Annotated in this window: 24 protein-coding genes and 1 pseudogene; 14 read left to right on the top strand and 11 right to left on the bottom strand. The window is 55.4% G+C overall.

The genetic code is table 11. From position 1 onward, the window contains the following. Positions 1-32: 32 nt before the first annotated feature. The 4 genes from L6D80_RS26945 to L6D80_RS26925 all read right to left on the bottom strand — a co-directional run bounded on the left by L6D80_RS26945 (position 33) and on the right by L6D80_RS26925 (position 4577). A complete protein-coding gene (locus tag L6D80_RS26945; RefSeq protein ID WP_011953096.1) occupies positions 33-1055 on the bottom strand; it encodes a YncE family protein in 1023 nt (340 codons plus the stop codon). A gap of 265 nt (positions 1056-1320) precedes the next feature. Next, complete coding sequence (locus tag L6D80_RS26940; RefSeq protein WP_004575963.1) at positions 1321-1521, bottom strand: heavy-metal-associated domain-containing protein; 201 nt, start codon at positions 1519-1521, stop codon at positions 1321-1323. 337 nt (positions 1522-1858) lie between these two features. After that, on the bottom strand, positions 1859-4375 hold the full coding sequence (locus L6D80_RS26935; protein WP_012269848.1) for a heavy metal translocating P-type ATPase: 2517 nt from the start codon (positions 4373-4375) through the stop codon (positions 1859-1861). Positions 4376-4418: 43 nt separating this feature from the next. Further along, a complete protein-coding gene (locus tag L6D80_RS26925; RefSeq protein WP_011953098.1) occupies positions 4419-4577 on the bottom strand; it encodes a hypothetical protein in 159 nt (52 codons plus the stop codon). A gap of 47 nt (positions 4578-4624) precedes the next feature. Here L6D80_RS26925 and L6D80_RS26920 point away from each other — a divergent pair. The 7 genes and pseudogenes from L6D80_RS26920 to L6D80_RS26890 all read left to right on the top strand — a co-directional run. Then, positions 4625-4960 (top strand): annotated as a pseudogene (locus tag L6D80_RS26920) (helix-turn-helix transcriptional regulator); the annotation flags it as partial. 423 nt (positions 4961-5383) lie between these two features. Further along, complete coding sequence (locus tag L6D80_RS26915) at positions 5384-6403, top strand: ATP-binding protein (protein WP_015268415.1); 1020 nt, start codon at positions 5384-5386, stop codon at positions 6401-6403. Positions 6404-6526: 123 nt separating this feature from the next. Further along, complete coding sequence (locus L6D80_RS30415; RefSeq protein WP_080516231.1) at positions 6527-6832, top strand: STAS-like domain-containing protein; 306 nt, start codon at positions 6527-6529, stop codon at positions 6830-6832. 417 nt (positions 6833-7249) lie between these two features. Further along, entirely contained in the window at positions 7250-7483 is a 234-nt protein-coding gene (locus L6D80_RS26905) for a hypothetical protein (RefSeq protein WP_156867445.1), read from the top strand. Positions 7484-7793: 310 nt separating this feature from the next. Beyond that, complete coding sequence (locus tag L6D80_RS26900; protein WP_011953102.1) at positions 7794-8717, top strand: hypothetical protein; 924 nt, start codon at positions 7794-7796, stop codon at positions 8715-8717. Positions 8718-8937: 220 nt separating this feature from the next. After that, positions 8938-9147 carry a hypothetical protein gene (locus L6D80_RS26895; RefSeq protein WP_015268418.1) on the top strand — a complete coding sequence of 70 codons (210 nt, stop codon included), beginning with the start codon at positions 8938-8940 and terminating at the stop codon, positions 9145-9147. 14 nt (positions 9148-9161) lie between these two features. Continuing rightward, complete coding sequence (locus L6D80_RS26890) at positions 9162-9368, top strand: hypothetical protein (protein WP_011953104.1); 207 nt, start codon at positions 9162-9164, stop codon at positions 9366-9368. A 143-nt stretch (positions 9369-9511) separates the two neighbouring features. Here the strand turns inward: L6D80_RS26890 and L6D80_RS30140 are convergent, their stop codons facing one another. Beyond that, positions 9512-9640: a hypothetical protein gene (locus L6D80_RS30140; protein ID WP_003253468.1), complete on the bottom strand. Its 129-nt coding sequence runs from the start codon at positions 9638-9640 to the stop codon at positions 9512-9514. Between the two features lie 122 nt (positions 9641-9762). Further along, positions 9763-11460, bottom strand: coding sequence for a phosphoethanolamine transferase (locus L6D80_RS26885; protein WP_003298414.1), 1698 nt, complete (start codon positions 11458-11460; stop codon positions 9763-9765). 490 nt (positions 11461-11950) lie between these two features. Here L6D80_RS26885 and L6D80_RS26880 point away from each other — a divergent pair, with 490 nt between their 5' ends. The 3 genes from L6D80_RS26880 (at position 11951) to L6D80_RS26870 (ending at position 13757) form a co-directional block, all read left to right on the top strand. Continuing rightward, positions 11951-12289, top strand: a complete 339-nt coding sequence (locus L6D80_RS26880; protein ID WP_071890582.1) for a zinc ribbon domain-containing protein — start codon at positions 11951-11953, stop codon at positions 12287-12289. A 54-nt stretch (positions 12290-12343) separates the two neighbouring features. Continuing rightward, entirely contained in the window at positions 12344-13249 is a 906-nt protein-coding gene (locus L6D80_RS26875) for a cation diffusion facilitator family transporter (RefSeq protein ID WP_010951438.1), read from the top strand. Positions 13250-13406: 157 nt separating this feature from the next. Then, a complete protein-coding gene (locus L6D80_RS26870) occupies positions 13407-13757 on the top strand; it encodes a DUF3147 family protein (RefSeq protein WP_011953105.1) in 351 nt (116 codons plus the stop codon). Positions 13758-13789: 32 nt separating this feature from the next. Here L6D80_RS26870 and L6D80_RS26865 read toward each other — a convergent pair whose 3' ends face one another. Beyond that, a complete protein-coding gene (locus L6D80_RS26865; RefSeq protein ID WP_011953106.1) occupies positions 13790-14116 on the bottom strand; it encodes a DUF2790 domain-containing protein in 327 nt (108 codons plus the stop codon). A gap of 689 nt (positions 14117-14805) precedes the next feature. On the opposite strand from L6D80_RS26865, the gene L6D80_RS26860 reads away from it, so the two are divergent. Beyond that, positions 14806-15480 carry a heavy metal response regulator transcription factor gene (locus L6D80_RS26860; protein WP_003253457.1) on the top strand — a complete coding sequence of 225 codons (675 nt, stop codon included), beginning with the start codon at positions 14806-14808 and terminating at the stop codon, positions 15478-15480. Beyond that, positions 15477-16895, top strand: coding sequence for a heavy metal sensor histidine kinase (locus L6D80_RS26855; protein WP_011953107.1), 1419 nt, complete (start codon positions 15477-15479; stop codon positions 16893-16895). The genes L6D80_RS26860 and L6D80_RS26855 overlap by 4 nt, the downstream gene beginning before the upstream one ends. 57 nt (positions 16896-16952) lie before the next feature. Here the strand turns inward: L6D80_RS26855 and L6D80_RS26850 are convergent, their stop codons facing one another. Continuing rightward, positions 16953-17540 (bottom strand): hypothetical protein, encoded by a 588-nt coding sequence (locus L6D80_RS26850; protein ID WP_010951442.1) that lies wholly within the window; start codon positions 17538-17540, stop codon positions 16953-16955. Between the two features lie 266 nt (positions 17541-17806). Here L6D80_RS26850 and L6D80_RS26845 point away from each other — a divergent pair, with 266 nt between their 5' ends. Continuing rightward, on the top strand, positions 17807-18028 hold the full coding sequence (locus tag L6D80_RS26845) for a hypothetical protein (RefSeq protein ID WP_010951443.1): 222 nt from the start codon (positions 17807-17809) through the stop codon (positions 18026-18028). 82 nt (positions 18029-18110) lie between these two features. Here L6D80_RS26845 and L6D80_RS26840 read toward each other — a convergent pair whose 3' ends face one another. The 3 genes from L6D80_RS26840 to L6D80_RS26830 are packed head-to-tail and all read right to left on the bottom strand — an operon-like array spanning position 18111 to position 20927. Further along, positions 18111-19565, bottom strand: coding sequence for a phospholipid carrier-dependent glycosyltransferase (locus L6D80_RS26840; RefSeq protein WP_010951444.1), 1455 nt, complete (start codon positions 19563-19565; stop codon positions 18111-18113). Beyond that, positions 19559-20542, bottom strand: a complete 984-nt coding sequence (locus L6D80_RS26835) for a glycosyltransferase family 2 protein (protein WP_010951445.1) — start codon at positions 20540-20542, stop codon at positions 19559-19561. The genes L6D80_RS26840 and L6D80_RS26835 overlap by 7 nt, the downstream gene beginning before the upstream one ends. Beyond that, positions 20508-20927, bottom strand: a complete 420-nt coding sequence (locus tag L6D80_RS26830; protein ID WP_010951446.1) for a GtrA family protein — start codon at positions 20925-20927, stop codon at positions 20508-20510. The genes L6D80_RS26835 and L6D80_RS26830 overlap by 35 nt, the downstream gene beginning before the upstream one ends. 257 nt (positions 20928-21184) lie before the next feature. Here L6D80_RS26830 and L6D80_RS26825 point away from each other — a divergent pair, with 257 nt between their 5' ends. Beyond that, a complete protein-coding gene (locus tag L6D80_RS26825; protein ID WP_236183084.1) occupies positions 21185-21739 on the top strand; it encodes a LysR family transcriptional regulator in 555 nt (184 codons plus the stop codon). Positions 21740-21799 lie beyond the last annotated feature (60 nt).

Below are 21799 nucleotides of genomic sequence, written 5' to 3'. Positions count from 1 at the left end.
GCGTCGTGCTCGGGTTGTACACCGACGGGCTATTATTGGGCACTCGGCGGCTCGAAGCTGATCCCGTTTGGCCCGGCGCCAACCTTATGGGTAGCAACGACCTTTCGGCTGCTCGTATCGATGACAGATACGGTGCCCGCTTCAATATTGCTGACAAACACATAAGCGCCGTCGCTGCTGATGGCCACACCATGGGCACCCTTGCCGGTGGTCACGGTGCCCAGGCTGCTACGCGTCTGGAGATCTACGATGGAGACTCGGTCGTCCGGATTCTGGCCACTGCCCTGATTCGCGACATAGACCTGGCGACCGTCAACGGTGGCCATCATCTGGATTGGCGTGCGGCCGACATCAACCTTGCTGATCACCTTGCGTCTGGCCGTGTCGATGATGCCAAGCTGATTTGTCGCACTGAGCGAGACGAATGCCAGGCGACCGTCAGGGGCAAAGCCGACCTGGACAGGGCCTTTGCCCACGGGAATCTGCGCGGTTTCTTTGAGTGTGACGACATCGATAAGCGATACGCTGTCGCTCTTCATGTTCGCGATATAGAGTGTCCGGCCATCAGGGCTCAAGCGCAGCCCATGGGGATAACGCCCAGTTGGAATACCGGGCAACTCGATTCGCTGCTCAAGGTCAAATACTCGCACCTGGTTGGCAGCGGAATCGGTCACAAAAGCTCGCAGCCCGGTGACGTCGGTGACCACATGAGCCGGGTGATCGCCTGCCGGGAAGCTGAACGGTGGCCTGTCCAGCGCGCTGGTACTGAACACCAGCAACTGCCCACCGGGCTTTTCACCGCTCGAATGCCCCGCATGTCCAGCCACTCCAACAACCAGAAGCAAGCTGCCGTCGGGCGAAACCTGTAGGTTGTGGGGTGCGATCGGCAAGGCGACCGTGCTCACATCACCTGTCGCAAGATTTACCTGGCTAATGGAAGCGGACCGTTCATTGGCCGTGTAGACGTTACCCGTAGGGTTTGCCATGACCAGCCCCAGAGGGATGAGCAGGGATATCCCCAAGGCCATAGAACTAAACCGCTTGGCAGTCATCATTGTGAATGAGCTCCAACGAGGGGCCGGGGTATGTGAGCCAGGCTGGCCTATACATTTACTCAAGATAAACACCAATCGCGAAGCATTTTCTTGATCAGCGTCAACGTCCACAGCTTGACTCGGCACTGGGTGATCGAAGGCCGTCCATTTCTTGGGGAGTATTGCTGGCTATCCCGACCCGGAGTCAGTCGACATCAGGCTGTATATGAAGAAACCGCGCCATGAAACATGGCACGGCGGCTTGCCATCTGAGCGGTAACGAGACTTAGCGACTGACTTTGGTTGGGTAACCAAGCGCCTGGACCAGTGCACCGACGCGTTCCGCCTCGATGTTGCTTTGGACACTCACTGTACCGGCAGCACGATCAACGATCACCTTCGCGTCGCCATCGGCAGCCTGGATGGCCTTGGTGATCTTGTTGACACAACTGCCACATCCCATACCGGAAACTTCCAAAACGAACATAGCGGGCCTCTCATGCTGGTACGGCTTTTCTCGCCGCATTTACAGCTTCAACCTTGACACGATGACAAGGTCAAGGCCCGGTCAAAGGATTTATCTTCGCCCTGAAATCTTGTCCAACTCCTCTGGCGGCGGCCCCTGCTGCATCACAATTGTCCCTTACGATCTTGGCAGAAGATGGCGGACGTCGCAGTTGCCCGATGTCCTCCATCAGGACCAGATTGGCGCCGAACTCGCGGACATACCCGCTAAGGCCAAAGCCCTAGACAGTCAGTCATATGGATCAGGCGTTGAAACGCTGATGGCGGAACTTCCTCTCATAGGTTGCGGTGTGCCCATTTCAGTCTGTGACTACGCGCTTCAGCCGCAGTGCGTTGAATACCACGGAAGCCGAACTTACGCTCATGGCCAATGCCGCAATCATCGGTGACAATAGATGGCCGGTAAGCGGGTAGAACAAACCTGCCGCCAGCGGTATGCCCATAGCGTTGTAGAAGAATGCGAAGCCCAAGTTTTGACGCATGTTCTTCACCGTGGCCACGGATAGTGTTCTGGCCCGCAGGATGCCCATCAGGTCGCCCTTGACCAGCGTCAACTGGGAGCTGTTCATGGCAACATCGGTGCCAGTTCCCATGGCGATCCCGACATCAGCCCGGGCCAGCGCAGGGGCATCGTTGATCCCATCTCCTGCCATGGCAACCCGGCGCTTATCGCCCTGCAGGAGCGCCACCAGTTGCTCCTTGTCCTCGGGTTTCACTTCTCCGTGGACTTCCTCGATGCCGAGTTGTTTCGCGACCGCACGTGCCGTAGTCAGGCCGTCGCCGGTGGCCATGATGACCTTCACATCTTCTGCCTGTAGCCGGGTTACCGCCTCCTTGGAGGTGGGTTTGACCGGATCGGACACCGCTAGCAGGCCAGCGAGCACGCCATCGACGGCCAAGTACATGATACTCATGCCTTCCAGACGCAGCTGCTCGGCGCGGTCTCGCAACGGACTGGTGTCGAGGCCAGCCTCTTCCATCAAGGTCGTGTTGCCAAGCTGCAGCCGTTTGCCGTTCACCTGGCCACGTACACCGATCCCAGAGCCCGACTCAAACGCCTCTGGCTTGGACAAGCTGTGTCCATGCGCTCGCGCATGATCGACAATCGCATGTGCCAGCGGATGCTCGCTGCCTTGGTCCAGGCTGGCGGCAAGGCGCAAGACTTCGGGTGGCATGAACTGCCCGGTACCGACCACGCTATGAAACACTGGCCGGCCCTCGGTGAGGGTCCCGGTCTTGTCGACGATCAGCGTGTCGATCTTGCAGAGGTTCTCGATAGCACTGGCGTCTCGGAAGAGCACGCCACTGCTGGCAGCCTTCCCGGTAGCGACCATGATCGACATGGGAGTGGCTAGGCCGAGCGCGCAGGGGCAGGCAATGATCAGGACCGCGACCGCATTGATCAGGCCGAAGACCCAGCCAGGCTCCGGTCCGAAAAGCCCCCAGCCGAAGAGCGTGACCAGCGCGACCAGAATCACCCCCATGACGAAATAGCCGGCCACGGTGTCCGCCATCCGCTGCATCGGGGCTTTCGAGCGCTGAGCCCGCGCGACCATCTGCACGATTTGCGAGAGCACTGTCTCGGCGCCGACCTTCTGCGCCGCCATCACAAGGCTGCCGTGGGTATTCAGCGTGGCACCGATGAGTGCATCCCCAGCTTTCTTCATCACTGGCACGGGCTCGCCTGTCAGCATGGATTCATCGATAGCACTTTCGCCTTCCAGGACCACCCCGTCGACCGGCACCTTCTCGCCAGGGCGAACGCGCAGGTGGTCGCCCGTATGCACGTGGGTGAGCGGAATATCTTCCTCCTGACCATCGGCCCCGATGCGACGGGCCGTCTTGGGGGCAAGACCCAGGAGCGACTTGATGGCGGCGGAGGTTTGTGAGCGCGCCTTGAGCTCGAGCATTTGGCCGAGCAACGTTAATGAGATGATGACTGCAGCCGCTTCGAAGTAGACACCGATGCGGCCATCCTGCATGAAAGTCGTCGGGAAAACCTGCGGGAACACTGTGGCCGCAACGCTGTATAGGTACGCCGCAGCCGTTCCCAAACCTATCAGGGTCCACATATTCGGGCTGCGATTACGAATCGATGCGACCCCACGCACGAAAAACGGCCAGCCAGCCCATAGTGTCACGGGAGTGGCCAGAATCAACTCCACCCAATTCTGTGTGGCACCATGCAGCAATTGGAGTTGGTGGGCAGTCATGGCCAACACGGTCACGATGACCGTCAGGGGCAAGGTCCACCAGAAGCGGCGGGAGAAGTCCTTGAGTTCCGGGTTCTCGTCTTCCTCAAGCTCCGGTATTACCGGCTCTAGGGCCATGCCACAGATTGGGCAACTGCCCGGCCCACGCTGGCGGATTTGGGGATGCATCGGGCAAGTGTATTCGGCGTCCGCCGCGTTGCTTGGCTGCGGGGCAGCCGAGTGGAGATGGCCCGCGTGTTCTTGGTCCTGGGGAGGGCTAAGATAATGCACAGGCGCTGCGCGGAATTTCGTCAGGCACTTTTCACTGCAGAAGCGGTATGTCCTTCCCTCGTATAGCTCGAAGTAGCGACTATCCGGTGGCACCGTCATACCGCATACCAAATCGCGCTGACTACCATCCGGTTGCTCATACGGGTGCGAGTGGTCATGGTCATGGTCATGCTGGCACGATTCGGTGTGCATGAAGTAGTTCCCTTTGTTGTCCGGTTTGGACGAGTTTTCACCCTTCTGGTGAGAATACCCGCCATGGTTGTGCCCGAAGAGTTGCGTCAGCGGACAGAGCAACAAAATTAAATAACTGTAGTGCCTGTGACAGGTGGCCATAGTGCACGAGCCACATAAAACAGGCCAAATATGGCCAGCATGATCAGTGCAATACCGCCTTTAGTCCGCCAAAAAGGTATTGCCAGATCTGTACCACGGCGATGGGCTCCATCATGATCAACTCCCAAGCTGGGTGGGAAATATCGGCCGCTGCCGTATTGTCCAGCCTAGACAACATCTCCTTGAACAGCTGTGACGCCAATCAATGCTCCTGTAAGCGTGTCGATTATTGTTGTGGTGTAGCGTCATGGCATAGATCATTTCTGGAGGTTGCTGATCCTGCTGCTGCACCAGTGGTTGCCCTTCGACAATGCGCTGGCTGCCTTGTACCCCGGCGAGGGAGTGCCCAAGCCGCTGGAGGAGTACGACGCCGGCTCCCGGTGGGGAACGCCGTCCATGCTTTCCTGCCTGGACGGCCTATACTTGCTCGACCCCTTCTACCAGGCCTGTCAGGAAGGCCTGCCCAGTGGGCTGTAACGCCTGGAGGAGATCGCTTCTGACCAGTTCCGTCAAAGCGAGTACTTCCTCAGTTACTTCCACGCCAACGCATTGGAAGACGAGGAGCAGTTCGTTCTCCAGTTGCCGGCCAAGGTAGCCTTATGCGATCTAACAGCTCAAGCCCCAGACCTGATACATGCGGTGCGGTACAGCGCTGATCGGGTCACTCTTCGCTGTTCCCCTTCCAGCTTTGCCTTTGCCCACAGCAGACGTCGGAGATGAAACTGCTCGGCGGACTCACAAACCTGCTCCAGTGCTCTCGCACAAGGCTTTGATCTGGCCATCTTTGCTTGAATGGCTGACCCGTGGCAGGGCGTTGGCCGTGTTTTCTTCGTGCGTGTTGAGCCCAAGGCGAGCGCGATCCACCATCCACAGGCCGCTACTGCCGCGCGCCAATTCTATGCCGGCACTACTCGTCAAAAAATAGGTGAGTGCTTACCCGGCAGGCAATGGGCTACTATCGAGCCCTATATCTATCCGAAAGGGTTAGCTCCGTTGCCAGGGAATTGCATGCAGGCCATCGATATTGAAAACGCGATCGTTCTTCCTTGGGGGCTTGGCTCAAGATCGCCCCATGACCTGTTTTCTGTGTGCGCAGAAATCATTAACTGCCCTGGTGACATCGTTTTAGACGCTAGCAACCTCTCGTATATCGATCCGTTAGGGATGGCCACGCTGCGAGCGTTGTTTGAAAACCAGTTGGTCCAGAAGCGAGTTTCGATGCAGTTTTTGAGCAGAGACCTGACCTCCTACCTGGCCAGGATGGATTTTTTCAAGGACATTGATGTAGAGGGTGTAGATCTATCGGGGGTAGGACGTCGAAACGACCGAAGCACCTCGTTGGTGGAAATCACCAAAATCAGCGAACACCATCAAGCAGAGGCTGCAGCCTCTCGCCTCGCTAGAGCTATTACGGGAAGGTTGACTCAATCGGACCCGGATGCCCCAGTCGACGAGCACACGGGACGGAATGAGTTTGACTCCTACCGGGGCCCTCTGGAGTATTCGCTCAAGGAGCTATTGGAAAACTCGCTTACTCACGCCCGCAGAGAGGGACGTGGTGACGCCGCCGTTTGGCTGACCTGTCAGTTTTATCCAAAATTGAACCTTGTACGCATGGCCATCGTCGATAATGGGTGTGGGTTTCTCGCGACACTGAGGAATCACCCTGAGCTTCATGACCGCACGCATTTGCACGCGATCGAGGCGGCACTCAAACCGCGAGTGAGCTGCAACCGGGGTGCGATGGCCCAGATCCTGGGTAGCGAGAACCAAGGTATCGGGTTAACAACTACCGCAAAAATTGCAGACGCGGCGGGCGGTGGTTTGATCATCGTGAGCGGCAATGGCATACATGACACAAAGCGTCGGCAGTCTCAGGAGCTGCATGATGCGCTGTGGAATGGTGTATCGATCGCGTTTAGCTGTACCCGTGAGCTGCTGCCCACCATTTCGATCAGTGACTTGCTGCCGAAGGACGATGCAGGACAGGTTGACGACGATCTCGACCTAGATCTGAATTTCCGCTAGCTCTGGCTTTTTGATAGCTCGAGGGCTAGAGTCGATCATGCAAGGAGCGGTAAATGGGAGATTCAGCGTCAACTGAAACTCTCGGGCTGCAAAAAAGGATTATGCAATACAAGGGGTTACGACATGCAAACTCAAATTCGATTAAGTAGGGATAGTTCTATCCGAACGTACGGAATGCGAGCTTCAGCGATCCCCTACCGTACCGAAATCGAACGCTCGCTCAGCAGTGGTGAGAGCGTTGTCATAGATTTCGCTGGGAACGATGTCACTCAGTCCTTCGTCGACGAGTTGATCGGGGCGCTGATTCTGAAGGAGGGTCGCCAGGTGGTATCGCGCCTTGCCTTTGAAAACTGCACCAACGATGTCAAAGGAATCATTAAATTTGTGGTCCATGATCGAGTTCGACAGCTGCAAAAAATGCCCGCGTGACGGATCCGCATTGAATTTAAGGCCCTCAATATTGAGGGCCTTTTCATTGGTGCCAGGCAAAAGATAGCCGTCTTGAGTGGCCCCCATAGCTCGCCCTGAAAAGCGAATGTCAGGGGACACACCGCAGAAAAGCGTTCTGTAGCGGAGGAATACGTGGAAAACGGAGCTTAGGTTTCCTCATTGAGATGTGTAGAAATCCATCGCGACTCACCTATGCAAAGGCTGCGAAAAGCCTGAATCTACTGGGGTATCGTGGCGTGAGATATGTGCAAAAAAATGTGCACAGCATCTGCGGATTGGAGAGCTGGCTTGGCTCCTTAAGTAAAACCATCAAGCTGCAACGGACCTGCAACTCCTGCGGCTTGAAGCAAAGCGGGTAATACCACCCCTGAGCCCTACGAGGTGGTGTTCCGGTTTTTGACCAAACGAGAGCACGCCAGGCGCGCAAATGAGCTGCACGACCAGCTGAATGAAGTGCTCGGGGTGGCCAGAAATCTCAACGATGGGCTGTACTTCGGTGGAGCAGACGTCACGGTGCTACAAGACTTTACCATGCTCGATGCGGAAGACTTCGTGCGGTACAACCTTCACGACTGGCTCAGTGTTGGGGATACCGATGAAGATGAAGAAGGTGCCGATGATGCTGACTGAGCTGCTATCGGCCTCCCCTTTAGGATCTGGGTTTGACCTTAGCTGACCGGCTGCTCTACAAACCAATTGATTTTCTCCGGAGCCGGTGTCACTGTCGCTCCAAGAATAGCCCCCACGCCTCGGGCAGGTCCCAGACCTGTACTGCGCATCAGGGGGTTAGTTGTTTCTAGGGCCCGCCCAGGTCGATCAGGCATGCTTTGGGCTGGCCTCAAACCAGTGGGTGACCACCAAAAGGGTCAGTTAGGCCTACTGCTGCCTATCCTCGCTCGTTACCATCCAGAAACCCTCTATTGATACGGTTTCAGCAAAGATGGATGTCTATAAGCTCCGCATCGAAGACACAGAAAGCAAGATCATCGACAAGGAAGGTTTCGAGGCCGAGACCTTCCGCAGAGATCCGTGGTACCAGCCTGGAAGTGCGGGCAAGCTAGCTCAGTTTGCTGTATGCCCGGCATGCGACAACCCTGTCCAGCTGGTTGGGCTGTATGAGCTACCGCCTAACGTGAAGAACCCATTCGGGAAACATGCTACTAAGAGCATTCGCGGCATCGCTCCATTTGATAGTGAGGCCCGTAACGATTGCCCGTACTTCAAGCCTCGCCAGCATAAGAAAACAGAACGAAAAACCAGGTTTGACGGCGTCCCGCGGAAGATTCTCAAGCTATTGATCGAACAGTTCGATCGCGTGGTTTACATCCTGGAGAAAGAGACCCAACTGGTCCTTTCCGAGAACGCGTTGAGAGGCATGCTGCAGCGTTACAAGGGAGAGCGTGGCTACCTCTATACCGGCGCGACGCTTCGCAATGTGCCATGGATCTTTGCTTACATGTCGGACGCCACCCGCCTGTTTGGCCAGAAGGTCAGTGGAAATGCTGAGCTGGTGAAAGCTATTGCCGCTGAGGTGCCGGGGGCGGAAATCAGCAGCACTGGTCGGCTGGAATCGAAGAAGGTGCCTGGTTCGAAGGCGGCATATTTTGATCTCAAAATGAGTTTCATCCGCCATCGAATCGTCAAAGACAGTGAAGCGTCTGGCTTGGTTGAAAGCATGGAGTTTGTAGTGTCACAGCCTCGCGGAGGTGAGCTTGAGCACATTCACAAGGAAGTCATCAAATTCGATTCGGCTTGGTTCGAATCTCTTATCCGGATGCCGGTTGATCATCCTTATCGCAGAATGGATAGAGTGAAGATGGCCCGGGAGGAACTGGGCGATCTGCTGGAGCTGACTCAGGCCTGAGGAGGCCTGCTGTAAACCACTTTTTTTCACTGTAAACCACAGTGGTTTACAGTGAAAAAAGTGGTTTACAACGTAGCTATGACACGCGCCCTGGCCACTCCCCAGGCCAGCGCGCTCCTCATTGGTTCGTTCAGCCGGACGTCGAACACCTGTGCTGCTCGGGGCCTTGCCACGCCGCGGTGTCCTATAATTCATCTTCAGCTGAGTGGAGCAAAATGTTGTGAAGCGCACATTCATTGGAATGGTCGAGGCTGGTGAGCCACTGATGAGGCAAGCGCTTGAAGCTATCCGACAGGCCCACGAAGCGGAGGCTGCTGGATTGCCAGACCTTGAGGTACAGCGTCTTCACCTATTGGCAGATTCGCTCTATCAGGCGGTCATTGATTTTCAGCTCCTCAAAGCAGGTAAACCACCGTCGACTATCCAGTGAGGACCTGCCGCTACATGACGAAAAAGATACCAGCTCTTCTCCCCGACCACCCCATGTATACCGACGCAGTGGATGCGATGAAGCAATACCACGAGGCGCAGGCTTCTGGCTCATCTGCCGAAGAGGTTGAGCGCCTGCGTCAAATCGCAGAATCACAATTTCGGGCTGTCAGCGAGTATCAGCTCAACGCTCTGGGATATCAGTCTCGTCGTCCGCACTGAAGGGATAACCGATCCGGAGGTAGCTTCAGAATCCATCAAGCCAAGCGGAAGACTCACGACGCGGTCCGATTGATCAGCGAGACGGTCGGGAGGGTTTGCACACAGCCCCAAAAAAAAAGCAGCTCCCGAGAGCTGCTTTTTTCTTACTCCCCCTTTTTGTGCTTGTGGGGTTTCAGGTCCGGATGGTCCTTCTGCTTTTCAGGGGTGACTCGCTGCCTTTTGTCCGGAGTGCCATCTTCATTGGTGCGCTTTGGGCCTGGCTTGATGCTCATGCAAAACTTCCTTTTCCGCTTGGGTTGTTGAATGCAGCTATGTAATTAGTCCAGCTTCTCTCAGCTGTCAAAGCAGGCTGGTGCAGAACCGCCTGGCCGATGATCCGGTCCACATCGAACATTCAGAGGCCAGAATAAGAGCCTCCGACAAAGGGCTTACAAGGGGCAGTGAAATCCAGCGCTGAGCGATACGAAGACGTCTGGACGTTCATCATGCCGAGCACGGTGTGGAACAGGTTGTCGTGGCTCAGCGGTGACGTGGTTTGAGCTTTCAAACAACCCACGTTGACCTTTTCGCTCTTCGCGAGCGAGTCAGACATCCAAAGTACCAACGGCACCTTTGTTTGCTCGTCAGGAGCCATCGCGTAAGGCAGCCCGTGTAGATAGAGCCCACCCTCCCCCAGCGATTCGCCGTGGTCCGAAACGTACATCAGCGCAGTGTCGAACTTGGTGTTGGCCGCCAGGATATCGATGAGATTTGCAGTCACATAATCGGTGTAGAGGATTGAGTTGTCGTAGGCATTGACCACCTCCTCCTGCTTACATTTGTCGAGCTCGTTGGTCTCGCACACCGGTGCGAATTTCTTGAATTGCGAGGGGTAGCGCTTGTAGTAGGCCGGGCCGTGACTGCCTTTGTAGTGGAGCACCAGGACAGCATCGCCTTCCTGGCGCTTGATGAAGTCTTGCATCTCCGTGAGCAGCACCCCGTCCTTACACTCCTCGCTGGTGCACAGTTGGGAATCCGCGTGAGAGGCAGCCTTGTGGTTGGGAACCCTGTCGCAGACCCCTTTGCACCCCGAGTTGTTGTCAGTCCACATGACACTGATGCCAGCGCGTTGAAGCACGTCGAGCAGCCCTTCTCGGCTCTTGGCCAAGCCATCTTTGTACTGGGCCTTACCCACGTCCAGGAACATGCATGGCAGCGAGACCGCGGTAGCGGTACCGCAGGAGCTCACGTTCGTGAAGCTAATGACATTTCGCTTTTCTAGTTCCGGATTCGTTTCACGGGAGTAGCCGTTGAGGGAGAAGTTGGCGGAGCGAGCGGTCTCTCCTACTGCCAGTACCAGCAGCCTGGGTTTACGAGCCGCACCCTGTCGATTAACTACCGCATCAGTACCAATGGCCGTCAGCGTTTTAGGTGAGGCCAGCTGACGCTTCAGGTACCCATGGCCAGCCGCAAACAAGTTGGTAGGTACCAGAATCAGCCGGATCTCCCGATTGTTGCGCAGCAAGGAGGCATACGACTGGTACTGACTCAACGCGATGCCAGATAAGGTCAACAGAGCGAGCGACAGAGCAATGAACCTGCTGACCAAAGCTTTGGCCCAAGGCTTGCGCCGGAGGGGAACCCGGGCAATCAGGTAGACGGGCAACACCCCAACCATTGCGACCCAAAGACCGAGCTTCCAATTCAGCAGCTCGGTTGCCTCAGCGACGTCGGTCTCCACAACGTTGGTGAACATTGTGTAATCGATCACGATGCCGTAGGCATTCATGAAGTAACTCGCAAAAGACGCGCTGATCAGTACCAGGCACAGTATGGGTTTGGCCAGCCGCCCCCATGACAGCAAGCTCAGAACGGTAAACACCCATGCGAATACTATGACTGGGAGGCTAGCCGCTAGCTGCCAGTTCACTTCATCGGTTTTGAATACCAGCTTCCAGAGCACGTTCCAGAGCTCAGCGTTCGCGAATAGCAGTAACCAAAAAGTCACCAGGCCGATTAGCAAATTAGTACTGATGCCTTTCTGCCGCGCATTGCGAATAGCAAAGATCCATTTGCTTAACAGGGTGTGAACAATGGATTTGGAAGGTGTCATTATCAAACTCTGGAAGCTGCTTATCCATGGCGGTAGCTATGGAGTTAGCGGGAGCTACAAGGCAAACCGTCGACAGATGCTGAGCGATTGCGCAATGTGCGGAGCGTCAGAGGCCTTAGGCCCCTAGGCGTTGGGGACGCTTAGTATGTGTGAGGCATAGGGATAAAAAGAGAAATGAATCTCGCTGAGCGCATTATTTCCGGGACCTGATAACGACACGATGACCTCGGGATTACAATGCTGACAGAAATCCAATTACTGCTGTTTTGATTGTCATTGATCACGCTATGATCAAAATTAGGGGGATACTACCCACCAAAAGCAATGCTCCGCTCAGCTAGATAAATTTAATTTCACAAACAAAACGGTTTCGTTTTGTCGTAGGCTAATTTTGAACTTTCAATTCAACTTACAAGTCTTTCTCGCGAGCAGAATATTATTTTCAACTTTTGCTCGTTAATATGTCACCCATCAATGAGGGGCGAATACCATGAGCTTTTTCAAAAACATCCTGGGCGGGCACCATGGCCGTGGAAACCACGGTGGAGGCAAGCACCACAGCGGGGGACATGGGGCCGAGCAATATGATCGCCATGGCCGGCAGCAGGGCTGCGACGGCGGTAATCAGGTGTATGACGGCGGGCGCCCTCCCACTCCTGCCCCCATCAAAGATCTGCAGGGCTGCAGGCAGTGCCGGACGGCCAACGATCCGTCAGCACGCTTTTGTCTAAACTGCGGAACACCGCTATCGAGTGGTTGCACCGCCTGCGGCTCGCTGCTGAGTGCAGGAGCAAGATTTTGCAGTCACTGTGGCCAAGCGACGCTCTAAGGCTAGGTAGACAGGAAGGCCAACGAGACCACAACCCTGCGCAAGGAGAAATACGTGGGTTCAAATCATGACCATGGCAGCGCTGCAGTACGCGAGGGGCATCAGAAGAAGCTAATCATGGCGCTCGGCTTGACTGGCAGCTTCATGATTGCAGAAGTGATCGGTGCGTGGATTACCGGCAGCCTGGCGCTGCTGTCGGACGCATCTCACATGTTCACAGATACTGCCGCCTTGGCGATCTCACTGATTGCACTTCAGATAGCCAAGCGGCCGGCGGATCAGAAAAGAACCTTCGGCTATGCGCGCCTGGAAATTCTGGCTTCGACGTTCAACGCCGTGCTGCTCTTCCTGGTGGCGATGTACATCTTGTATGAGGCCTACCAGCGCTTCTTCATGCCGGCGGAGATCGCTACCGGAGCGATGATGTGGATCGCAATCGCCGGCCTGATCATCAACCTAATTTCGATGCGCCTTCTGGCATCTGCGAGCAACGAAAGCCTCAACGTCAAAGGAGCCTACCTCGAAGTTTGGAGCGACATGCTCGGCTCGCTTGGCGTAATCATCGCGGCACTTATCATCCGCTTCACCGGCTGGACCTGGGTCGACACGATTGTCGCTGTGGCGATCGGCCTTTGGGTTCTGCCGCGGACGTGGCAGTTGCTTCGCGAAAGCCTGGGGATCCTCATGGAGGGTGTCCCGAGGGGGCTCGACGTTACGGCAATCGAGGCCACCATCCTCGGAGTAGATGGCGTGACGGACGTTCATGACTTGCACGTGTGGGCTGTCAGCAGTGGCAGTAACGTGATGACGTCGCACGTAGTGGTTCGGGATTCTGCAGATGGGGATGCTGTGTTGGCGGCCGTCGTGGATGCTGTCAGCGATGCATTCGAAATCCATCACTGCACCATCCAGATCGAGCGGGCAGCTTTCCACGAGAGCGTTCCCTCACCCTCGCACTGACCGATCGGTAAACACCATGCAAACACATCACCCTCCTGGCTGAGGGTGATGTTGCAAAAAAAATGCGGTGAGGGATGCCGTAAACGGCAGGAGCGCTTCAAGGGGGTTGGTGAATGGCTTCGCCTGCCCTCGTCAACAACCTCCAGAAGGCTCAGCGATGGCCTGGATCATCACGAAGTACCTACTCACTGCCGGTATAGTGATTCTCGTGTCAGAGCTGGCGAAACGCAGCGACAAGCTGGGCGGCTTGGTCGCCGCCCTACCCTTGGTCACGGTCGTGACGTTGGTCTGGCTCTATTTAGAGAACCAGAGCATGGAGAAGATCTCCAACCATGCTTGGTACACGTTCTGGTACGTGCTTCCGACCCTACCGATGTTTATTGCTTTTCCATTGCTGCTACCTAAGCTCGGCTTTTGGCCGACACTGATCAGCAGCATCCTCATCACAATGGCCAGCTTCGGAGGCTTCGCCATACTGCTGCGCCGGTTCGGCATTGAGCTTCTATGATCCGGTGGCCGCAGGGATCATCTTGATGAGTCTTAACGGCTATTAACACACTCGCCCTTCACCAGGTAGCGAACCATGTGCAGTTCGCCTTTCGAGTCTTCGTAGGTCATCATGCTTCTTACATTACCGCAGTACCGCACACTGGGTGATACATACACCAACTTACCAACGTCCAGGTCCATGCCATAGGCGTAGTCTTCTAGTTGAGGCATGGGCTTTTTTACGCGTTGAGCATAATCCGCTGTAGCCTCTCTAGCAGTACGCTCGATGCGTTTATTGATCTCCATACCGCTTTGGGCATTGGCTGTTAGTGATGTAAAGAGCAAAAACACGGCGATCGCTGATACAGTAGTGTTCATAAGAAGTCCCTTAATAAAAAAGCGCCCGTAGGGGGGCGCTAAAATTCACCTACCAAAGGAGCGTATGGTTTACAGGTGAATGCACTGGCGCGAACAACTGCTCGGTGCTCTTGCCAAGCTGCTTTGAAATGAGACAATTTCCAAAGCAGCGATGCCTCTTCCGCTGCCCTTAAACTAGCAAAGGAGGCTAACACCAAGATGATCGGGCAATTACAATTTGGACATGTAATAGATTGTAAGATAATTATTCGAGAGAATATCGAGCCGCCACGTGAACTAATTTGCAGAAAGGCGCTGCGGTTTGCGGCCGTGCATGGGGTCTGCCTGCGTGGCGCCCTCGATCCAAGGCCAGTACCAGTCCTTGCAAGCTAACGACCGAAATGCTGCCTGTCCTGGCCGATTCCACCTGCCAGGCGAATCTGTCATACACCGCCGCAGGCCCCAGAATCCGCTATGCTTAGGGGTGGAGCCTGCATGACTGTCAGAAATCTTGCGGCTACATTACAAATTTGTAGGATTTCGCCGCGGCCAGCTTCTTCGCGTTAAGATTCAAGCGTCCTCAGGTGACCCGGCGTATGGACAGAGGTAGCGACTACCACATGCCATACCCTCAGCCAAACTTTCGAACAGCCTGCAACCATAATCTTGGCGGATTAGGCCAACTCCTTCCTCACACCTTGAGATAAGTTATGCGCGTTCTAGTTGTGGAAGACGAAATTAAAACTGCCGAATATCTTCAGCAGGGCCTATCCGAAAGCGGGTATGTCGTAGATATCGTGCACAACGGTGTAGATGCTCTGCACTTGTTCAACACTAATGTCTATTCGTTGGTCCTCCTGGACGTGAACCTCCCGGGTATCGACGGCTGGGACCTGCTGGAAACCATCCGTAAGACCAGCCGGGTCCGCATCATCATGCTGACCGCCCGCGGACGCATCAATGACAAGCTCAAGGGCTTGGACGGCGGCGCGGATGACTACCTTGTGAAGCCATTCGAATTCCCTGAGCTGCTTGCTCGCATCCGTTCGCTGCAACGCCGTGGTGATGAGTTAGTCGAGAAGAGCTCGCTGAAAATTGCCGATCTGGAACTCGACTCCGTCCGCCATCGCGTCTTCCGCGGTGGCACACGCATCGATCTCACCACCAAGGAATTTGCGCTTCTGCACCTGCTCATGAGCCGAACGGGCGAAGCGCTGACTCGCTCTCAGATCATCTCGTTGGTCTGGGATATGAATTTCGATTGCGACACCAATGTCATCGATGTAGCCATCCGGCGCTTGCGCTCGAAGATCGATGACCCGTTTGAAACCAAGCTCATTCACACGCTTCGTGGCGTTGGGTACGTTTTTGAGGAACGCGCATGAGGCCATTCAGCCTGGCTGCAAAGCTGGGGTTAAAAGTTGGGTTGATGAGCGCAGCGTTGCTGCTTCTGTTCGCCACCTTTGGCTATCTGATGGTAGGCAAGGCTCTGGAAAGAAATGCCAGAGCAGACCTGGAAGTAAAGATGGCGGGGATGGCTCACAACCTGTCCACCATCCCGGACATCTCCGGCGTCAACGCGGATGCGCATCAGCTTGTCGATTTGGTCATGGGCCACAACAACCTGTATGTGAGCATATTCGATACCTCACAGAATCAGACTCCCCTGCTCTCGATTGGCTCGAAACAGGTCAATCTGGAGGTGCACAAGTTTCAGCCGGCGGCCCAGCCCAAAGAGCACGAATGGCGTGATACGCAGGACCGTCCTCTGCTGAGTGCTTCTCGAATCATGCGTTTGGGCGATGGAACAGAGGTCAGCGTCTATATGACCATGGACCAGTCATCCAGTGAGGCGCTGCTCGATGCGTTGCTGACCTGGGCCTTGATGATGTCCCCCGTCATCCTCGCACTGATCTTGGCCATTGGCTGGTGGACTGTGCGCAGAGGCCTGCTACCACTGACCAAGTTCCTCAAGATCGCCTCGAAAATCTCAACCGAGAGCCTCGACCATCGCCTTCCAACTGATGGGATGCCGGCAGAACTCAAAATGCTCGCCGACGGCATCAACATCATGCTGGCTCGCCTGGATGATGGGGTTCAGCAGCTCTCGCAGTTTTCTGACGACCTTGCTCACGAACTTCGAGCACCGCTTTCCAACCTGATGGGCAAGGCCCAGGTTGCCTTGACCAGAGAACGATCGCTTTCCGAGTACCGGGAGGTTCTGGAGTCGTGCACAGAAGAGCTGGACCGCATGAGCCGCATGGTTTCCGACATGCTGTTCTTGGCCCAGGTCAGTCATCCAGCATCAATGGTGGAGTTCGAATCCGTCTCCTTGGTCGACGAGGTTCAGCGAGTGTGCGAGCTCTTCAGCATTTCAGCAGAAGAAGGCGAGATTCAGCTGCAGATCTCCGGCAGTGATGACGTGGTGCGCGGGAATCGCCTGATGGTTCAACGTGCCGTCTCGAATCTGGTCTCGAACGCGATCCGTTACTGCCCTCGCGGCCGCACGGTCTACGTTAAGGTGCAGCATAGTGCGAGCGGTACGACGTTGAGTGTCGGCAACCCCGGCCGTGGTATTGCCAAGGAACACCACGCGCACTTGTTTGAGCGGTTCTACCGTGTGGACAAGAGCCGAGCACGGAGCGAAGGCGGTACCGGTCTTGGCTTGGCCATTGTGCAGTCGATCATGAGTCTGCACCAGGGATCGGCGAGCGTGGAGGTGACCGAAGAAAACTTCACCTGGTTCCACCTTCACTTTCCGGAAGCCCAGCAAATGCAGCCGGCAATGACCGCCGCTTAAATTGCGCAGACACGATTAGGCCCGTCAATCGACGGGCCTTTTGTTTGCCTCAATGCATCAGTGCCGAAGGACCACAGGGTCCATGGGCGACCGCAGAATCACCGACTTAATAATCTTCTGTTCGTCAGGATTGGCGTTTTTCCACAGGTGTGAGAAGTACTGAGCATTCACTTTCTCTTGAGCACTTACGCTGCCGGCGGCATCGATCAGGCGCATGGTCGAGTAGACACAGATCAGCGCCAGAATGAAGAACGCCGTGGCGACCACCATCACATAACGCTTGGCCAGCACCGGTGCCCGCTTGAGCTCCTGGATAGAGGCGTCCGCCGCCTTTGTCGCTGCTGTAAGCTCCGAGATCAGTGGCTGGATGGCGGTGTCGACTCCGCGGCATGCAGCTGAATACGCTGATGCAGCGGCGCGCAAGGCAACCTCCTCCGCGTTCGACCAAGCCTTCTCCGCCTTTCGCACCTCCTCCTGAATCTGCCGGCCGACAGCGTCCACCTGCTCCACCAGTTCGTTCGACCTCTCCAGAACAGCGCTGGAGGTGCGCGTCTGCGAGGTCAGCTCATCGAGCTGGACAGTGAGTTTTTCAGTGCAGCGGCGAAAGTCACCGATAGCAACTGCCCAGGGCTCTATGTCATTCATGGCTATCTCCTAGGGCGGCCAACAACGCCGCGCTGAATTAACGCGCTAGATATCAAAATTGTAATTTAAGAGAAAATTCGAAGTCGCCCTCGACAGTGCCGAGATAGACATGATCCTTCCAGATTTGAAGATTTAACGCATCCTATCTGCAGCCAAAATTACGGAATTGTAATTATTGACTCACCTTGTCGTTAGCTTCGCGTTCCTAAACTACAAACCAACAAAGGCCGCTAATCAGGTTGGCCTAGTATGAACCGAGGTTCACAATGAAATTTGTCAAATCTATCGCTATTGGCAGCCTGCTGCTGGGTCTCATGGGTACCGCTTACGCTGAAGGCGGCTTCGAGCGAACGAAACAGTTCAACGAGAACTTCCGAACCGAACAGGCTCGCCTATGGAGCGATGACTCTTCGGACCAGAACAAACAACAAGTCGCTCAAGAGCAAAAGAAAGAAAGCAAGGATGGTAAGGAACAAGCCGACAATTAATCGGCGGTTAAATAGGACTTCAAATGACGAAAGAAATCGACAAAAAAGCCAGGGTAAAACCTGGCTTTTTTGTGCTTGGAATTTAGCCTTCGTTCTTGCGAGGCGTTTCCGCATTGCTTTCTCCGGCCAGACCCTCGGCACCTTGTGCGGGGCGTTTCCAATGGCACAGCAGGAGCTGGCTGGCGTTCGCTTCGGTGATCGATGTGCAAGCTAGATCAGCGGGCAGACCATCCTTGCTGTCTCGCAAGCGCCTGGACAGATAGAACGAGCCATCCCGCGGCCACTTGGCAGGATCCTTGATGTTCTCGGACTTCCCGCTGCTGTAAAACTCCGACGAGTATGAGCGGCGGCCAGGATAGATCAGGGGAGCGGAATGAGCAGACTGCACATTGAGCCAGGCTTGAACCACATCCCGCTGATTCTGAGGGCGCTCCTCTAGTACCCCGGCGTAGATGATGCCCGCACCGATGATTGGCAACACCAATGCGCTCGCAGCGGCAGCCCAGGTGGTCTTCGGGCCAACTTCGCTGACCCGTGCAGACAGCAGCAATGCCCACGCTGGCAGCGCGGGTAGCAGGTAGGTCCACAGAATGTTGCCTGCAAATGTGAAGAAGACCGGTGTCGCCAAGGCCCACAGCCAGAGGTAGGCTTTGAAGCGCTGCATCGATCCACGCTTGCGGATCAACAGTGGTAGAAACAAGGCCCATGGCAGTAGCGACAATCCGAGCTGGATCCAGATGCTGCCGTACGGCTTGGCATGAGCACTACCATAGAGGTCCCCTGCCCAGTTACTGACGACGTAGCGGCTCCAGTGCTCACCAACGAAGAAGTACTCCATGAAGCCGGGCGTTTTCATCTCGGCCGCGACATACCATGGCACGGATATACCGAACATGAGTACAAGGCCGCTAATCCAGGGAAGCCTCAGTACCCGTCCCCATTCCTTGTAGATAACGAACCAGGCGAATGCCGGCGCCCCCATAAGCACCAGGGTCAGCGGCCCTTTGGCAAGCAAGCCCAGCCCGAGACCTGCGAACATCAGGTAGGCATCCGCCTTGCTGGCGCACTTCATCCAACGCCAGAAACCGTAGCTGGCCAGCAGAATCGAGAACGACAAAACAGGGTCAGTCAGCACAACACCGCTGGAGACCAGGCCAAGTGTGGTGCTGGAAAAAATAATGGCAGCCCAGATGCCGGCGTTACGAGAAATCTGCTGCGTGCCGAGTTTGATGATGATGAAACAGCTTGCCAGGTGGAGTAGCCACGCTGGGAAGCGCGCAGCGAACTCGTTAACGCCGAAGACCGTCATGCTCGCGGCCTGGGTCCAGAAGGACAACGGAGGCTTGCCCCAGAACGGTACCCCGTAGTCGAACATGGGCGTGATCCAGTCATTCAACTCGACCATCTTGCGAGCCATTTCAGCGTAACGGGCCTCAGATGTGTCCATCAGCGGGTAGATGCCCAGCCCCACCAAACGCAATAGCAAAATCGAACCCAGGACCCACCACAGCGTCCTCTCGTTCTTCAGGTTCAGCATTTCTTACCCTCGATCGAAGCCATCGAAGGGTGGAGTGACACGGGATCTGCCTTGTTGCTGTGCTTCAGGAAATAGAGAGGCCGGCGCTTCACTTCCGCGAGTGTCACGCCCAGGTACTCCCCCACCATGGCGACACCGACGCACATGAATGAAGCCATTCCGACGATCAGGTGATGGATGTCGAAACTGCCTGCCACAAGCGACGCAAGCATGTAGCAGATGCTGGAGACGAAAAGACCGAAACTGATGAGGCTGAAAATGCGCAGTGGTTTGCGAGAGAAGCTGACGATGCTCTCGATGGCCAGATTGAACAGGCCAGCTGCATTCCATTTGGTGCTCCCGGCATGGCGAACAGTGCGATTGTAGGGGAGTTCGATGGTACGAAAGCCTACCCAGCCGATCATGCCTTTGAGAATCCTGGAGCGTTCATCCAGGGCCCGCAGGGCTGCCAGCGGCGCAGGCCCAATCAATCGGAAATCGCTGACATCGGCCGGCATGTCCACCTTCTCCACCAGGCGCTGCATGACCCAGTAGTAAGCCCGGGCACTCATGCGCTTGAACCACGAATCACCGATTCTCAGGTTGCGCTGCATGTTCACCACGTCGTAGCCGCGTTGCCAGTAGTCCACCATGGCCGCGATGAGCTCTGGTGGATCCTGCAGGTCGACATCAATGAAGATCAGCGCACTGCCACGGGCATGGTCTATCCCGGCGCTCAGTGCAGCCTCTTTGCCGAAGTTGCGACTCAGGGACAGGCAACGTACAGATGACCCATCCTGATAGTGGCGAAGAATGTCGGCCGTCCGGTCATTACTGCCGTCGTCGACATAGAGGATTTCGCAGGAGACGGGTAAGCGCTTCACCACGCGGGTGATTCGCTGGTGGAACTCGGGGATGGTTTCCTCTTCCTGGAAGCAAGGGACCACGATGGTTAACAAGGGATCAGGGCGCTCGGGAAAGCGATGTAATGTCTGCATGATTGAATGTCCAAAAACGATGTGCAATGAATCCAAGTGCAGTGAGGCTTAAGGTCACTACGACTTGGGAGATGAGCGGTGACAGATTCGACTTGATGAGGAACCACATACCCACGCCATTGCCGAAGTTTGTGGTTAACGCGACCAGTGCAAACCTGACAGGCTGAAACTTACGAGAGCCATCTGCCACAAAACAGAGCGCCCTATTTCCAATGAAGCTCGCGATTGCGCCAACCATGCCGCCACAGATACTGGCCAGTAACGGAGTAACGAATTCTGTCGTAACCAGCAATAGGAACACCGCATAATGGACTCCCGTTGCTATGAAGCCGATCCCCAGATAACGAATCAGTAAGGTAGTAAGAGGTGGGGTTTGATTTTCCATGCCCAAAGCCTATGGAGGCAAAGGTGAAAAAATAGTGAACTAAATGTAAATGCGTAATTAGCCGAATCTATATATGGTAAGTAACAAGTCGGCGCACTAGGCTAGCACGCTACAATATCAGAGGGATTGCCTGAAAATTACGCTTTCGAAATAAAAGCCTTCCGATAACGCATGCATGACCCGTGGATTACAATGTTGACAAGATAAGGAAACACCGGGTGGCATTGAGATAGATTCCCCGAATTAAGGGGGACCTAATGGTTACACAAAATGAAACATATACAAGCAGCGTTGTTCCTTACAGCCCTGACATATTGGATGATTTGCCAATTGATGATCAGCTGGCCGTAGAGTTTTTCGCAACAGCACGTTGTGCCAGTTTCAAACAGGCTGCCCGAGGGCTCAATGTGCCAGTGGTAGGCCTGCGGAAACGCTTGGAGAAACTGGAAGAGCACATTGGTGCTCCCGTGTTTGTCTACAAACACAACAAGCTTGCCCTGACCCGCACAGGCGAGAGGGTCAGCCATTACCTGTGCCAGCTCTTCGGCCCAGACGGCCTTGGCAAGTCCGGTGAAAAGGAAGTCCCCAGGCTTACCATCGCGATCACAGAGCCAGTGCTGAACGACATCGTAAACCGCGATCTAGTCGCCTACGTGCGTGATCATGCCGAAATGCAGCTGGAAATCCATTCAGAATGCACAACGCAGATGCTTTCTGAGTGTGAAGTCGATGTGGGTATCGCTTTGGGAATCTCCGAACAAGCCTTCAGTTATGCGAGAATCCCCGCAACACCTGATCCGAGCCGCCCATGAGCCAGATGAGCTTTTCCGACTTTGAGTACGCCGGCAAGCGCAAGCAAACCCGCCGAGAGC

It is taken from the genome of Pseudomonas ceruminis (genome assembly GCF_021602025.1).
GTDB classification, from domain to species: domain Bacteria; phylum Pseudomonadota; class Gammaproteobacteria; order Pseudomonadales; family Pseudomonadaceae; genus Aquipseudomonas; species Aquipseudomonas ceruminis.
The sequence above is the reverse complement of the archived record's forward strand: the minus strand, read 5'-3'. Positions and strand labels throughout refer to the sequence as shown.